16 protein-coding genes are annotated in these 16,128 nt (G+C 34.5%); 14 read left to right on the plus strand and 2 right to left on the minus strand.

The annotated features are described in order from the left end of the window. Positions 1-414: 414 nt before the first annotated feature. The 6 genes from E0Z07_RS13330 to E0Z07_RS13355 all read left to right on the plus strand — a co-directional run bounded on the left by E0Z07_RS13330 (position 415) and on the right by E0Z07_RS13355 (position 6,267). The gene (locus E0Z07_RS13330) at positions 415-2,013 is read left to right on the plus strand and encodes an ABC-F family ATP-binding cassette domain-containing protein (protein ID WP_006258907.1); all 1,599 of its coding nucleotides are present in this window, start codon (positions 415-417) and stop codon (positions 2,011-2,013) included. 107 nt (positions 2,014-2,120) lie between these two features. Further along, positions 2,121-3,362 carry an ornithine--oxo-acid transaminase gene (gene rocD / locus E0Z07_RS13335; RefSeq protein WP_006258906.1) on the plus strand — a complete coding sequence of 414 codons (1,242 nt, stop codon included), beginning with the start codon at positions 2,121-2,123 and terminating at the stop codon, positions 3,360-3,362. 164 nt (positions 3,363-3,526) lie between these two features. Next, positions 3,527-4,255, plus strand: a complete 729-nt coding sequence (locus tag E0Z07_RS13340; RefSeq protein ID WP_233445977.1) for a toxin-antitoxin system YwqK family antitoxin — start codon at positions 3,527-3,529, stop codon at positions 4,253-4,255. Between the two features lie 108 nt (positions 4,256-4,363). Next, the gene (locus tag E0Z07_RS13345; protein WP_131540829.1) at positions 4,364-4,801 is read left to right on the plus strand and encodes a DUF2750 domain-containing protein; all 438 of its coding nucleotides are present in this window, start codon (positions 4,364-4,366) and stop codon (positions 4,799-4,801) included. Positions 4,802-4,924: 123 nt separating this feature from the next. After that, the gene (locus tag E0Z07_RS13350; protein ID WP_131540830.1) at positions 4,925-5,602 is read left to right on the plus strand and encodes a transposase; all 678 of its coding nucleotides are present in this window, start codon (positions 4,925-4,927) and stop codon (positions 5,600-5,602) included. Between the two features lie 413 nt (positions 5,603-6,015). Then, positions 6,016-6,267 (plus strand): hypothetical protein, encoded by a 252-nt coding sequence (locus tag E0Z07_RS13355; RefSeq protein WP_006258902.1) that lies wholly within the window; start codon positions 6,016-6,018, stop codon positions 6,265-6,267. 101 nt (positions 6,268-6,368) lie between these two features. On the opposite strand, the gene E0Z07_RS13360 is transcribed toward E0Z07_RS13355, so the two are convergent. Both E0Z07_RS13360 and E0Z07_RS13365 read right to left on the minus strand, forming a co-directional pair. Beyond that, positions 6,369-6,656: a hypothetical protein gene (locus E0Z07_RS13360; protein ID WP_006258901.1), complete on the minus strand. Its 288-nt coding sequence runs from the start codon at positions 6,654-6,656 to the stop codon at positions 6,369-6,371. Between the two features lie 25 nt (positions 6,657-6,681). After that, positions 6,682-7,698: a M28 family metallopeptidase gene (locus E0Z07_RS13365; RefSeq protein ID WP_006258900.1), complete on the minus strand. Its 1,017-nt coding sequence runs from the start codon at positions 7,696-7,698 to the stop codon at positions 6,682-6,684. A gap of 291 nt (positions 7,699-7,989) precedes the next feature. Here E0Z07_RS13365 and E0Z07_RS13370 point away from each other — a divergent pair, with 291 nt between their 5' ends. From E0Z07_RS13370 to E0Z07_RS13405, 8 genes are all read left to right on the plus strand, one after another. Continuing rightward, positions 7,990-8,799 (plus strand): SDR family oxidoreductase, encoded by an 810-nt coding sequence (locus E0Z07_RS13370; RefSeq protein WP_006258899.1) that lies wholly within the window; start codon positions 7,990-7,992, stop codon positions 8,797-8,799. Between the two features lie 147 nt (positions 8,800-8,946). Continuing rightward, entirely contained in the window at positions 8,947-9,603 is a 657-nt protein-coding gene (fsa, locus tag E0Z07_RS13375) for a fructose-6-phosphate aldolase (protein ID WP_006261176.1), read from the plus strand. Positions 9,604-9,821: 218 nt separating this feature from the next. Next, positions 9,822-11,285 carry a hypothetical protein gene (locus E0Z07_RS13380; protein WP_131540831.1) on the plus strand — a complete coding sequence of 488 codons (1,464 nt, stop codon included), beginning with the start codon at positions 9,822-9,824 and terminating at the stop codon, positions 11,283-11,285. Between the two features lie 7 nt (positions 11,286-11,292). Further along, complete coding sequence (locus E0Z07_RS13385) at positions 11,293-11,760, plus strand: hypothetical protein (protein ID WP_233445978.1); 468 nt, start codon at positions 11,293-11,295, stop codon at positions 11,758-11,760. A gap of 31 nt (positions 11,761-11,791) precedes the next feature. Continuing rightward, the gene (locus E0Z07_RS13390) at positions 11,792-12,343 is read left to right on the plus strand and encodes a hypothetical protein (RefSeq protein WP_036496669.1); all 552 of its coding nucleotides are present in this window, start codon (positions 11,792-11,794) and stop codon (positions 12,341-12,343) included. Between the two features lie 16 nt (positions 12,344-12,359). Then, positions 12,360-12,950, plus strand: a complete 591-nt coding sequence (locus E0Z07_RS13395; RefSeq protein WP_006261180.1) for a hypothetical protein — start codon at positions 12,360-12,362, stop codon at positions 12,948-12,950. Then, entirely contained in the window at positions 12,934-15,228 is a 2,295-nt protein-coding gene (locus tag E0Z07_RS13400) for an ATP-binding protein (protein ID WP_131540832.1), read from the plus strand. Before E0Z07_RS13395 ends, E0Z07_RS13400 begins: the two co-directional genes overlap by 17 nt. A gap of 2 nt (positions 15,229-15,230) precedes the next feature. Then, positions 15,231-15,860: a response regulator transcription factor gene (locus E0Z07_RS13405; protein ID WP_006258892.1), complete on the plus strand. Its 630-nt coding sequence runs from the start codon at positions 15,231-15,233 to the stop codon at positions 15,858-15,860. Positions 15,861-16,128 lie beyond the last annotated feature (268 nt).

Raw genomic sequence — 16,128 nt, forward strand, 5'->3', positions numbered from 1 at the left:
ACTAAAAGTAGATATACATTTGCATCAGTATTAACGAATAATAGTCTAAATGTACACAACTAAGTAAAGATTGGTTATATATAACCAATAGATAAAAGGACAAACTTCAGTCCGACGAGTGGTTATCATCTTTATAAATTGACAACAGTCTTGTGTTGTCATAATACTTAGTATCGTGTAAATACATATTTTTTGACCGTGAGGAGTGGTGTACGGGCCACGTATGGATTATTCACAGCAGTAAACCAAGAATCAGCCTCAGCCAAATACTATAAAGCAGTTCTACTTCATAGCTCTTTCATTAGTTCTAAAACCATACTACAGTATGATTGTATCGCTAATTCAGACCTATTTTGTATACTTACTTTTCGTTTATTGGTCTATTACTTATTCTGGGTTAAATTTTAAAAGACTATGAGCATAGTTATATCAAATTTATCTTATTATCACGCAGATAAGACACCTTTATTTACAAATATTAGTTTATCTATTAATGCAGGAGAGAAGGTTAGTATCATCGGTCAAAATGGTACTGGCAAAACAACATTACTTAAACTAATCGCTAGAGAATTAGAGTTAGCGGAACCTGCTATTCATATTAATGGGACAGTATTCTACTTGCCACAAAATAAACAATTAGTTGAATCTCACACTATTTATGAAGCAGTAGGGGTAGTTGATAAGGTTAGGGCACTCCGTGCTATACTAGCGGGTTCTGTAGAAGAACAGGACTACGAAGTACTTAATGATCAATGGGACATAGAAGAACAGATCGCTAAGGTATTAGCGTATTGGGGATTAGAGACGATATCACCAGATACTACGATGGATTGTCTGAGTGGAGGACAGCAGACGAAGGTTCTATTTGCGAAGATGATGCTAAGTCAGGCAGACACACTGTTATTAGATGAACCTACTAATCACTTAGACTTAGAAACCAAGGAATTATTCTATAAGTATATACAAGAGTTTAAAGGTACTATCGTTATTGTCAGCCATGATAGGGTATTACTTGAGTTAATGCCTATTACTTTTGAGCTAACACCTAATGGAGTGTTTAAGTATGGAGGGAATTACAGCCTATACAAAGAACAAAAAGAACTGCGTCTACAAGGTATCCAGAGTAAAGTAGATCATCTGTCTAAAGAAATGAAAGATGCTAAAAAAGCGGATATTAAACGTACAGAGCAAATAAGTAAAGACAAGGCTCAGAACAAAAAAGCAGAGAAAAAAGCAGGTCTTCCAAAGATTGTTATTAATGCGATGCGCAATAAAACAGAGAACAGCGTAGCTAAGCTACAGGATGTTCACCAACAAAAGAAAGAGGGAATACAATCTGAATTATTAGAATTAAGAACCCAATTAGAACGAGATAAACTGTTTGCTATTCGTTTTCCCCAATCTACTTTGCATAAAGGGAAGTTGTTATGGGAAGCTAAAGAAATGAACTATCGTTATTCTCCTGCATTTGCTCCAATATTTAAGACGAATCTTGACTTTAAAATCATGAGCGGAGATAGAATCTTGCTCAAAGGAAAGAATGGTTCTGGTAAGTCTACGCTGTTTAAATTGTTACAAGGAATTTATCTACCTACTACAGGAGAATTATACCGTGCAGATGCTAAGGTGGTCTATTTGGATCAATTTTACTCTTTACTAGATCATAGTTTAACGCCTATAGATCAGTTAGAACTGGCTAATAAAGGGAAACACTCTCTGGCGGATCTTCGCAATCTATTATTTCAGTACGGAATAGGGGTAGGCTTATGGACAAATAAGATAAGTACATTTAGTGGAGGAGAGAAACTGAAGCTCGTGTTGTGTTATCTGACTATTTTAGCTTCAGAGATAGATGTGTTACTATTAGATGAACCTACGAATAACTTAGATATTATTAGTATTGAGAGTTTAACTAAAGCTTTAAGTGAGTTTAATGGAACCTTAGTAGTTGTTAGCCATGATGAGAGTTTTATTAAGGAATTGGGAATAGTAGACGTGATAAATTTAAATTAAGTCAAAAGTAAAGCTTGTTTTTGACTTAATTCTAACAAATATTAATTTTAGATTTCACTAAAAAAGATTTAAATTGCGAGAACAAAAACAATACAAAAACAATTATAATGTCGAACAAAATGACTTCAGCTCATGCTATTGAGCTAGAAAATAAATACGGAGCACATAATTACCACCCACTACCAGTAGTATTATCTAAAGGAGAAGGAGTATATGTATGGGACGTAGAAGGTAAGAAATATTATGATTTTTTATCAGCATATTCTGCTGTAAACCAAGGACACTGCCACCCAGCTATCGTTAAAGCGATCGCTGATCAAGCGGGTACACTAGCATTGACTTCTAGAGCATTCTACAATGATAAATTAGGATTATACGAAGAGAAAATCACTAAGCTTTTTGGTTTTGATAAAGTTCTTCCGATGAACTCTGGGGCAGAAGCTGTAGAGACTGCTTTAAAAATCTGTAGAAAATGGGCTTATGAAGTAAAAGGTATTGCTGAGAATCAAGCGAAAATCATCGTATGTGAGAACAACTTCCACGGAAGAACGACCACGATTATTTCTTTCTCTAACGATCCTGATGCTCGTAAAAACTACGGACCTTATACAGATGGATTTATCCGTGTAGCTTATAATGATGTAGAAGCTTTAAAAGCAGCTTTAGAAGCTAACAAAGGAACTATTGCAGGTTTCTTAGTTGAGCCTATTCAAGGTGAGGCTGGAGTTTATGTACCAGACGCAGGTTATTTAACTGCTGCTAAAGCGTTATGTGAGGAGCACAATGCTTTATTCATTGCAGATGAAGTACAAACAGGTATCGCTCGTACAGGTAAAATGTTAGCTATCGACCACGAAAATATCAAAGCTGATATCATCGTATTAGGTAAAGCATTATCAGGAGGAGCATATCCTATCTCTGCTGTGTTAGCAAATGATGAGATTATGAATGTAATCAAACCTGGACAACACGGTTCTACTTTTGGAGGTAACCCTACTGCTGCTGCTGTAGCTATGGCTGCTCTAGATGTAGTATTAGACGAGAAATTAGCGGATAACGCTGAGAAACTTGGACAATTATTCAGAGCGGAGCTTAACAAGTATATTGCTACTAGTAATATCTGTACTTTAGTACGTGGTAAAGGTTTATTAAACGCTATTATCATCAACGATACTGAAGAAAGTGATACAGCTTGGAACATCTGTCTTAAATTAAGAGACAACGGATTATTAGCAAAACCAACGCATGGTAACATCATCCGTTTCGCTCCGCCATTAGTAATGAACGAAGAGCAGTTATTAGACTGTGTAAGTATTATTACTAAAACATTAAAAGAATTCGAGAAATAGTATATCTCTTTATAAATATAAAAGCTCACGTTAATTCGTGGGCTTTTTTTAGTTTAGGAAGGTTGTAAATAGATTGAGACAATTTGTGATTTATTTATAAGAATAAGGCTATTTTTGTTGTTGAGAACAATAGATTCTCCGATGTGATTTTTAAGAAAGTAAGTATGAAAAGAGTTTTGTGTATTTTATTTATTTCAGTTTTATTCATAAACTGTGCTAAAAAAGAAGTTCATATCAATGATCTTCAAGAGCGTAATGGCGTGATGTATGAAGTGAATTCAAAAGAGGTATTTACAGGAAGTGCAAAGAGCTATTATGCCAATGGAAAAGTAGATTTAGAAGAAAACTATACGCAAGGAAAGTTAGATGGGATAACTAAACGCTATTATGAGGATGGACAAGTAAAAGCTGAGGCAAACTATAAGAATGGAGTATTGGATGGCAGTTTTAAGGAATATTATAAAAGTGGAAAGCTAGAGCTAGAGAAAACGTATAAGGATGGAAAGCTAGAGGGAAGTAAGAGAAGCTATTTTGAGGATGGACAAGCTGCAATTGAAATGACGTATAAGCATGGGAAGCTGGAGGGAGTTACTAAGAAGTATTATGAAGATGGGCAACTAGAGATAGAAATGATGTATAAGAATGGGGTAGAACACGGTATTACCAAAGGATACTATGAGCATGGTCAAGTAAAAGTAGAGGCGAGTTATAAGAATGGGGAACTAGATGGGGTGAGTAAGGAGTATTATAAAAACGGACAATTACAAGGCGAAACAAGCTATAAGGATGGTGTCTTAGACGGAGCGATGAAAGGATATTATGAGGATGGAAGATTAAAAGGAGAGGTAAATTATAAAAATGGAGTAATAGACGGAGAAATAAAGAGGTATTAATCAAGAGAGGAATCTTAAAGCTTCTTTATTTGAAGTTATTTAATATTTATTCTATACTAGAAGAAGAGTTCATGACTTTTTAGAGTAAGATATTATAAAAAATAAAACATGTTAAAAGACACTGCTACATTAGAAGTAAAGTATAAGAGATTTATAAAGAGAATCTGTGAGACTGAAATAATCTATGCTTTAAAAGAACCTCGCGGTTTTGCTTTCTTATATTCTAATGATTTTGAAGACGAAGAGGGGGAAGAGGCTTTACTGTTATGCTTTTGGTCGGGGAATGCTTATGCAAATGCATGTAGACAAGAAGGATGGGCAAATCATGAAATAGTCGAAATACCATTAGGTTTATTCTTAAAGAATTGGGCGATAGGTATGAAAAGAGACTCTAATTATGCTGGAATAGAATGCGATAGTAACCTATTTTGTATTGAGAAAGATCCTATTCGGTTAGCCCTAGATATCTTAGATGAATTGGTTAACCAAGAGAAAGTAGAACGATTTGTTGAGTATGTTAAAATATATAATGAATACTTATCTTAAAGATTAGGATAAAATAAAATGTCTGCCGATATCGGCAGACATTTTATTTTATTCAATACAGAGGTCAGACTCTTATTCTTAGTTCGATGAAGTTTCTTGACTTTGAGGTATTCGAAGTGCTTAATGAAAAAGCCCGTCTGTGAAGATGGGCTTTTTCTTGTTTTTGAGGGTAGTAAGAAAAGTGGTATATTTAAAATCAATGTATTAGGTGATTTAGGTAACAACTATGTGGCTATGAATAACTATAAGATGATGAACTATCAACAAAGGGGATCTATACGCTTAAAAGGGTATGATTATGCATCTGAGGGATTATACTTTATCACGCTATGTGTACAGGATAGGGAGAATATCTTCGGATCTATCAAAGACGGGGTGTTAACATTGAATGAGATAGGTGAGATTGCAAGGGATGAATGGCTGAATACAGCAAATGTGAGAGATAATGTGATTTTGTATGAGTTTATCATTATGCCTAATCATATGCATGCGATAATCGAGATTGCGAAGAATAAAACAAAGGCAGGTGATAATAAAGGATTTAAATCTCCGTCTCAAACGATCGGGGCTATCGTCAGAGGTTATAAAATAGCCACAATAAAAAGAATAAAGGCAGCGACGAATTGTAATTCGTTTTGTGTGGGCGAATTGCAATTCGCCCCAACGCCCCCAACCGCCCGTACCATCTGGCAGAGAAATTACTATGAGTATATTATAAGAGACGAGAGAAGTTATCAGTATATATCGAATTATATCATTACCAATCCTGAACGATGGCACGATGATAAATTTCACAGGTAGGGGCGAATTGCAATTCGCCCGTTTATAATCGGGTAAACAATATACCATATAATGTTTGGGACAAACAATTCACGATGTGGGCATTCGTTGTGTGGGTATTTGTGGTGCAGGTATTCGTTGTGTGGGCGAATTGCAATTCGCCCCTACGACGCACAATTGGTAATACGTTGTGTCTGTAAATTACCTGATATTGGGGTGGGCATTCACGCTGTAGGCGAATTGCAATTCGTTTTGTGTGGTTTTTTCTGTTTTACTTAATTATTCGTAGCCTTTATGGTTTTCCTCTTGTATGGTCAAGGGGGAGGTGGTATATTTACAGTTACTTACCAAATTTAGTATGAATAAAAAAGCTTTATCAGAAAGAAAAGGAGATATTAGATGTTGTCTCTAAGAAAGAGAATAAAAACTTCGTTATGGCTATAAATAACTTGTTACAGATCTATAGTTTGCCTTTCATTAATAAGGAGACTGATAAAATAGAGTTGTTTAATACTGTATTGAAGATTTATGCAGACTTAAAAACAACTAATGTTGATTTTGTGTATCAAGCAATGAAAGATTGGAAGATTAAGCAAGTTGGTTTTAAGTCAAAAACAGAGAAGTTTAGCAAGGAAGATACAGAGAAGATGATAGAATTATTACTTAATAAAGGAGTGATAAAATAGATAATAGCAAAGCCCACTCATCGAGTGGGCTTTTTCATTTATACTTCTAGAGATAGGAGATTTCTCATATCTGGTGAAATCTGCCTTCATTGGCAGACATTTTACCTTAACACAAAGATTAGAAAGAAGTTAATCACTAAACATTTTAAGGATAGGAAGGTAAAGGATTGTATTGAGAACTTTCTATTAATCATGGTCGCTACTACTAAGACAGGTAGGATAAATAAGGCATATAGCATCGGGGTATATGCTTCTTCATAGATCCATTGAAAGGTCTCAGAAGTATTCGTTCCGATAACGTATAAGCCACGCATGATCCATAGAATCAGATTAATGGTGCACAATAGAAATAAACTTATATCTATAGTTTTGATCCAAATCATTTTCATATCTAAAAGAGGTTTAGCGTTATATTTAGTCTAAACGAGGTTTGTGCTCTGCATTTAGAATAGTCCACGCTGTAGCAAAAGCTAATTGTGTACGTTTTTTCATTAATTCAAACTCTATTTTGTCATAGGTATCTGTCGGTTGATGATAGTCAGCATGTGTTCCATTAAAGTAGAACATAGCAGGGATATTGTGCTTTGCGAAACTGTAATGGTCAGAACGATAGTAAATTTGTTCAGGATGATTGACATCATTATAAGTATAATCAAGATCGATATTGACTGAGTTTGCGTTTGATTGTTCAGACATTTGATGTAATTCTTTACTCAATCTATCAGCGCCTACTACATAAATATAGTCTCCATCCTTCTTATATTTATCACTTGTACGTCCGATCATATCGATATTAATATTCGCTACGATATTTTCTAATGGTATAATAGGGTTTTGAACATAGTACTCAGATCCAAATAGTCCAAATTCTTCTCCTGTTACATGTAAGAATAGAATGGATCTTTTAGGTTTTATTCCTTTGCTTTCAAGGTCTTTAAATACACGAGCTAACTCCATTACAGCTACTGTACCAGAGCCATTGTCATCAGCACCATAGTAGATTTTGTCAAGTAATATTCCCATATGGTCAAAGTGAGCTGAGATGACTAGTACTTCTTCAGGTTTTTCACTTCCTTCTATAAAAGCCATAATATTCTCGCTATCCTTTAATCTCATCATGCTATTTCTCATAAAAGCACTAGGAACAGGCTGTAGGTAGCCATCTGCTTGTTTAGGATACGCTATACTTCTCTTTTTATAGAAGTTGGTAATATATTCAGTCGCTTTTTTTTGTCCAGGTTCTCCTGTTCTTCTTCCTTCAAATTCTTCTGAGGCTAATACTTTTAGGTTTACAGCCATAGAGTCAGCAGATATTTCTTGCCAATAAGTAGAAGAAACTGTTTGGTTGTTTGAAATAGAATTAGTTGTTTTACAGCTAGTCATTGACATACTAAGTGCTAATAGACTAGCAGCTAATATAATTTTATTCATGAGTGAGTCTTAAAGTGTTTGGGGTAAAGATAAGAAGAATTAGCATGTTTTGCTTGGTTGACAGTTTACAGGGAACAGGGAACAGGGAACAGGGAACAGGGAACAGGAAACGGGGAATAGGAAACGGGGAACAGGGAACAGGGAACAGGGAACAGGGAACAGGGAACAGGAAACCGGGAACAGGAAGCAGGAGGTGTGGTGGTTCTGGGGGAATAGAAAAAGAAAACAACAAAGCGACAGTAAGCATTCTTCATTGAATATTTTTATCTTTGTTCTAAATCAAGAAATACAATGAGTAAAATCGTTTTTATTACAGGAGGATCTTCTGGTATAGGTAGGAGTGTAGGAGAATATTTGACACAACATGGGTGTAAAGTATATGGAACAAGTAGAAATCCTGAGAGAGTAGTAGATTCAACAATTCCTTTAGTACGCTTAGATGTACGCGATACGGCTAGTATTCAATCTGCTATAGAAGAAGTCATTGCGATAGAAGGAAAAATAGATGTATTAATCAATAATGCTGGTGTAGGAATCACAGGACCAATTGAAGAAATCCCTGCTGATCAAATCTTAAATAACTTCCAAACGAATGTATTTGGCCCAATTGAAGTCATGAAAGCTGTATTGCCTCATATGCGTGCTAGAAAAGAAGGTTTAATCATTAATGTTACTTCGATAGCAGGATATATGGGATTGCCCTTTAGAGGGATCTATTCTTCTTCTAAAGGTGCTCTTGAGTTAATTACAGAAGCTATGCGAATGGAGTTAAAGCCATTTAATGTAGAAGTGACTAATGTAGCACCTGGTGATTTTGCAACCAATATTGCGGCAGGGCGCTATCATGCTCCTGTATTAGACAATTCGGCTTATAAAGAAGTTTACCAAATGTCATTAGATATGATGGATGAGCATGTAGACAGTGGTGGAGATCCAATAGAGATGGCTAAAGCTATTCATAAAGTGATCAATACACCTAAGCCAAAAGTGAGGTATAAAGTAGGGGAGCCTTTGCAGAAGTTCTCATTAATCCTCAAAAAAATACTACCAGGGAAGGTGTATGAGAAGATGCTGATGAATCACTACAAGATTAAAGGCTAATAAAGGGAAAATCATTACTATTTGGGACTCAGTGAATAGGGATTAAGGGTGTAAGTATTGTTAGAAAAACTCTCTAAGAATCGCTCTAGTGATGAATATATATCGTACTTTTGGGTTACAACATAACATAATATAATAATATAGATTATGAAGTTTTTTATTGACACAGCTAATTTGGATCAAATTAGAGAAGCTGAGGCACTGGGGGTATTAGATGGTGTTACCACTAACCCTTCTTTAATGGCTAAAGAAGGAATCACAGGAGCTGAAAACATTTTAAATCACTACAAAGCTATCTGTGAGATAGTAGAAGGTGATGTAAGTGCAGAGGTTATTTCTGTAGATTACGAAGGGATGATTAAAGAAGGTGAGCAACTAGCTGCACTTAATCCTCAGATCGTAGTAAAATTACCAATGACTAAAGAAGGAGTAAAAGCATGTAAGTACTTTTCTTCTAAAGGAATCAAAACTAATGTAACATTAGTATTCTCTGCAGGGCAAGCTTTATTAGCAGCTAAAGCAGGTGCTACTTATGTATCTCCATTCATTGGAAGATTAGATGATATCTCTACTGATGGTCTAATATTAATCGAAGATATCCGTCTTATCTATGATAACTACGGATTTGAAACACAAATCTTAGCTGCGTCTGTACGCCATACTATGCACATCGTAAACTGTGCTAAGTTAGGTGCGGATGTTATGACAGGACCTTTAAGTGCTATCACAGGTCTTTTAAAACACCCATTAACTGATAATGGATTAGCTCAGTTCTTAGCTGACTACGCTAAAGGAAATAAATAAGAAGAAAATTCTTATACACATATTACAAACTACAAACAAAGAAAAAGGTTACCGTAAGGTAGCCTTTTTTGATTCAATCAAGTAAGTCTTCTTCTATTCTAGTAAATATAAAACAATAGTTATGCTATAGGAATTGAAAAACATCCCCACTAATAGGGATTGTCTCCTTTTGCTTATTTCTTTAATATTGTTACTTATCCAATACAAAAATGAAAAGTATGAAAGTAGCTGTATTAAGTACCCTTTTGATATTGATATCTATTATAACTTATGCTCAATTGAGAAAAGACAAATCCTCTTTAAATATGCCTCAAGTAGAACCTACTCAACTTATTCCGTTTTTAACTAAACAGAATGACTTTATCTATGTAAATAAGGATAATTTAAAGCCTTTTAACGGGATAAAGTATAACAGCGCATCTGCTTATACTTCGACAGGTTATGCGATGGTTATAAATAATAAGGGAGCTTCTGTTGTTATAGATACCACTGGAAAAGAAGTACTTGAAGTAGGAGAGAGTGAGATAGAGATAGAAGTGGTGAATGGACTGACATTCTATAAGAAACAGAGGGAATATGAGAGAAAGATGCCTATCTGGAATTGGGAGTGGAATATCTTAGGTGGAGCTATTAAAAAAGAACAAACCTATCATAGTATAGAGATTGGGGTAATTGAAACCAAACAGATCTTACTGCACAAAGAAGTCCCTTATTTAGAAGATAGTTACACTCTAAATCCTGAAGCAGTAGATGGTGAGCATATTTATTGGAATGAGACACTTTATGCAATTAAGAATCAATATTTAAAGAAAAAGGAGTCTGATATCATTACAACTTTAGCTGATAAGCGATTTATAAAAGGTTCTAATAACTCTTTTTCTATTTATGATGTACAGCAGAAGAAAGCAATACATCAGAGCTTAGAAGGTGTTAATACGCTTACTATAAAGTATAGTAATGAAGACCTTGTACTTGATCAGTTGATGCAAGAACGCTTTGAACCAATCGTTCCTAAGTTATTAAAAGATACGAATACTGGGAGTGTCTACCCATATCCTCAATATGATAAAGCCTTTCCAAAAGAAATTACAAAGACTACAACAGAACAAGTAGCCTTTATAAAGAATGCAACCCTTGTATATTCTATTCATAATTCTCCTTATTTTTTAATAGGTGTTTTTAATTATGATCACGATATTTGGGCTTATGATTGGCTGTATCTAGATATAAACGGGCAAGTGCTAGAACAGCTTGATTTGGATAGTTTTAAGGTGTCAGATCAAATAGAGAGGCTTGTATGGCCTGCTAAAGAAATGGTTATACCTCATCAGAAGGTCGCTTCAGTAAAGTACTATACCGGTAGTGATGAACTATATCTTGTCAATATAGAGGGAAAAGAAGGTGATAGTAAGTATGGGGTTTGGGATAAAAAAGGGCAGCTGTGGAGTATAGCACCTGAGTACACTTCTATACTTGCTTTGGATATTGCTAAAGGTATCTATGCCTTGCAGAAAGAGAAGGATGAGAATTATACACTTTACAATCAGATAAAGAAGGAGAATATAGGTGTGAAGGCTTATAAATACATCTATTCAGACGGTTTAGTTCGAGTAAAGCTTGAAGATAAAACAGTAAGTTATTATATAGATATTTATACGGGTAGAGCGTATTTAGAAGAATAGAAAGGTGATGAGCATTTCCAAGAAATATAAAGATAAAGTTATGATGAAAATTAATTTAAAATCACTTTTCTGTTTTAAAAAGAAACCAAAAGAAGAACCAAGCGGAAAGATAGATTATGACCAACACGTTGATTTTTATTATTCATGTCTGATAAATTCAATTATATTGTTTGCATTGAATGTTAATCAATTAGACGAATTATCAGAACCTACATTTGATCCTTTGTTTGAATTAGAATCTGAAATTGATTATGCCTTCACTCCAGTTATTTTTGAAACAGTCTTTAGAAATAAGAGAATAGATATTTTGTTAAGGCAGGAGTTACTTAATTTTAAGAAGGAGATAGATGAAATCCCTCAAGATCTTTGGGAATGGGAATATATAGATGTTCATCAAGTATGGAATGAAGTAAGAGGTAAGGCAAACTTATTATTAGATAAATTAGAGATAACAGATAGAAATTATAATAAATAGTTTTATAACTCTAAAACCACTGTAATTAGGGATGTTTAATCTTGAATGCTTGTACTACCTTAGAACAATGAAATACCTTATGATTTTAGCATCTATATTTAGCTTATTTGGTTGTCAGATTAAGGCTCAAACATTGCAAGTCTCAGCGATATATACTGCACCTAAACAAGTGACAAGAGAAGTGCCTGAAACAGGTAAACAACATACTTATACCACTTATCAGGAGGTTACAGAGAGATTTGTACCTGCTGTTTCTTTAGTTTCTAAAGAGGATAAAGTGTTGCGATTTAGCATACAAGGGAATATTAAGTCTAGAGGGTTACAGATTCGCAAAGTTTCTAAGATACGCTTTGAACAAGGAGAACAGTTTGGCAATGGTATAACGCTTAAGTACTATGTAAATATTAAGCATATAGCTGGTAAAGAAGGAGCTTCTATAGCTGGGTATAACTACAGTGAAGAAAAGGAGTATAGGATACCTACTCATGTGAAAGTAGTCTATATAGAAGTATATGAAGAACATCCAAATCAAGAACCTAAGTTAATAGCAGAGAAAAAGTTTGACTTCTTTGCTAAAATATAAGCTTAAAAAACAATAAATGAACTTAGAACAATTAAAAGAGAAAGCGCAGACTTTGATTAGAGAATCACACCTTTTTGTGAAAGCAATACCAGGTGATGAGCAAGTCGCTTATGTCAATGAAGAAGAAAGTATCAGCTTTATAATCAAATACCTAAATCAATGGATGGCCTTAGTAGAGAAGGATGAGATATTCTTGTTTGAATCCATTGATATCCAATCCATTGATTTAAAGAAATATACAGCTCTAACAACTAAAACTCAACAAGTATACCCAAACTTCGAGCATTTGATGCATTTTGGTGATGCTGAAGTTCAACAGTGGGTTAAAGATAATGACTGTAATAGTGATGATCTATCTGACTTACAATCCATCTATAATGATGATTATATAGACTTATGGATGCAGAGCCATCCGATGTATCATAATGAGGGAATATATGGATATGCAGGAGGCTGGGCTATGATTTGGCCAGAAGAAGATATTCCGATGCAATGGGATGAAAACTTAGAGTTTAAATATCAAATAGGATTACAATATGAGCCTTTTATAGATATTTATTTCAATAAGAAACAGAATAAATATATTTGTATTGAGCGTAATACCTAATATCTTGTATTTTTTGAAGAAATCTTTATATACCTTATCGCATTTAAAGTTGAGCATGAAGAGAGTTTCTCTTTTGACACTTGTGTTATTGGCTACTGGCATAGAGCCCATGCTTGCTCAATCTTTAGAAAGTTGGGAACAAAAGTATAAAGCAGAAGTAAGTACTGGTACTGTTCAGAATACTGTGGTAGTGTCTTATATTTCTGCTCTTTATGCGAATAAACAATATGATAAAGCTGAGCAGGTATTCACCCAGAATCTCAATACAGCCTTAAAAAAAGGAGATTATAATAATGTAAGTATATTATATTGTATAGAGGCTGTGAATAGGCGTATTAGAGAGAATAATTCGGGTGCAATAAAAAGCCTTGAGTTAGCCAAACAGTATAGCCTAAAGCTAAATGATGCCGAGACTAAGGGCTATGTAGCTTATTGTGAGGGATGGTTATACAGTAGGGATGGTAAGCAGGATAAGGCTGTACACAGCATTATATCAGCTATTAAGCTTTATGAAGCTGCCAGTAGTTCGCCTACATTGAATAAGAGAAAAGCATTTGCTAATAGTGAGTTAGGTGTTATTTATGGTCAGTTAGGAGAGAAGGAGTTACATGAGAAATATACTAAAACGGCACTCAAATATGCGTTATCACAGTCAGATCCTCAAGTAAAGTTTACGACCTTTATGCAAATGGGGAATCTGTATAATCGTCTATATGAGAGTCATTCTTCAGATATTAATTATAGAGATTTAGCGGAGCGATATTTCTTGCAATCGATAGACATCTTTAATCAGAATAAGGACGTGATGTATAACTTATCTGATTTATCTTTTGCCAATAATAATTTAGCGAGTTTATACCTATATTCTTTCCCAGACAGTTATCGTACGAAAGCTTTAGAATACGCTAAAAAAGCTAATCAGATCGCTTTGAAAATAGACCAAGCAGATCATATAGCTTCCTCGTATGGTATTATTTCTACTATCCATTTGGCTAATGGTGATAGTGATGCGGCTATATTATACTTATTAGAAGCGCAACAGGCTATACAAAAGTCAAGTATTGTTGATCACAATATAGAATTGAATATTTACGAATCCTTAGTGGAGATTTATGTAGAACAAGGGAATTATAAAGAAGCTTTTTACTATCAACAAGAGTATTTAGCCCTATTTAAAAAGCTTTACAACCAAGATAAACTACAGATTGTAAAGAAATTAGAAGCTGAGTTTGATAAAGAACGACAACAACAGAAGCTGATCAAGCTTCAGTTTCAATCAGATCAAAATACACAAAAGATTCAACTGATGAGTGCTTTAGCTCAGCAGAGAGAACAACTGTTGAGCAATCTAAAATTGACAGAAGAGAATCAACGTAGTAGATTAAAGTTCTCCGAGCTTGAAGCACAGAAGAATGCACAGCAATTACGTCTATCACAGTTAGAAACAGAACAGAAGAATAAGGACTTATTGACTTATAAGAGTATTGTGGCTTATAAGGATAAACTCAATACCTTCTACGTTGCTTCTATGATATTTTTTATCTTAGTCGTGTTCCTATTGTTATATGCCTATAGACAACGTTTAAAGACAATGAAACAGAGAGATACGCTACATAACTTAGCCATCGAACAAGAAAAACAAAATTCAAAAATATCTACTTTAACAGCTCTTTTAGAAGGACAAGAACAGGAGAGAGGGCGTTTGGCTCGTGATCTACACGATGGTTTAGGTGGTCTGTTATCAGGTACCAAATTACATCTTACACAGTTAAATGATAAAGTAGAAGGTCAGGCTAAACAAGGGTTAGATAAATCCATTAATCAGATAGATGCTGCAGTCACAGAACTTCGTAAGGTAGCACATAATTTAATGCCTGATTTATTGGTTAATTATGGTTTAAAAGAAGCTTTAGACGAGTTTGGAATTCGTATGTCTAATGATACTTTAGATATTCATATCGAATTTTTGAGCTATACGAATTCTCTATCTCAAGATCAACAATTGTTAGTCTATCGCATTATACAAGAGTTAGTAAACAACGCTATAAAGCACGCTGCTGCCTCTCAGATTATTATTCAGTTGGTAGAAGAAGAACACGAGATTATTGTCACAGTAGAAGATGATGGAAGAGGTTTTGATATTAATAAATTAGACTTAAAGAAGTCAGCAGGTTTTCACAACATACAATCGCGTATACAGTTTATGAAAGGTACATTAGCTGTACACTCAGAAGAAAATATAGGAACAAGTGTGGAATTTAAATTTCCTAAAAAGTAATTATGATAAAAGTTGCCATTACAGACGATCATCCTTTGTTATTAGAAGGATTAAAAAATATATTAGGGTATCAATCAGAAATAGAAGTAGTCGCTTGTTTTTCGGATAAAGAAAGCATGATGCAAGGGCTCTTAACTACAGACACGGATATTATACTATTAGATATCAATTTAGCAGATATCAATACATTGGAGTTAATTAAACCACTTAAACAGAAATTTCCTCAGTTAGAGATTATCATGTTGAGTGTGCACAATGAATATGCTGTTATTAATAGTAGCTTAGCAGAAGGAGCGAAGGGATATATTCAGAAGAATGCTTCGGTAGAAGAGATTATCTCAGGAATTAAAACTGTATTTGCAGGAGAAAAATACCTTTGTTCACAGTCTAAAATAGTCTTAGACAAAAAAGAAGAAGTAGGCTTAAAGCAAATCCCAAAACTGACTCGCCGTGAGAAAGAAATCTTAATAGAAGCCGCATCAGGTCTAACCACAAACCAGATAGCAGAGAAACTGTTTATCAGTCATCATACTGTAGAGAGTCACCGCAAAAACTTAATCGAGAAGTTCCAAACTTCTAATCTGAGTACTGCTATTAAAATGGCAATAGAGTATAATCTGATACAGAAATAGAGATTAATATATTCTAATCGATGTATGGTTAATACAATTCCGCTTAGTAGTTAAGCTTTTTTTGTTTAGCTAAATTTATGCTGTTGAACTTATTATTTTAAAAACCTATTTATAATGGAGTCGTTTGTGATTCTTTTATATGTATTGATAGGATATGCTTGGGGAGTGCTAGAGGTATGCTTGCACCTTTCTTCGACAAAAAGGCCTTCTAGGCTAGAAAACTCGAAGAAAACCCCTAGCAAACTCCTAGAATCAGCAAGCGAAGCAT

The sequence above is a fragment of the Myroides odoratimimus genome (genome assembly GCF_004337635.1).
GTDB classification, from domain to species: Bacteria; Bacteroidota; Bacteroidia; order Flavobacteriales; family Flavobacteriaceae; genus Flavobacterium; species Flavobacterium odoratimimum.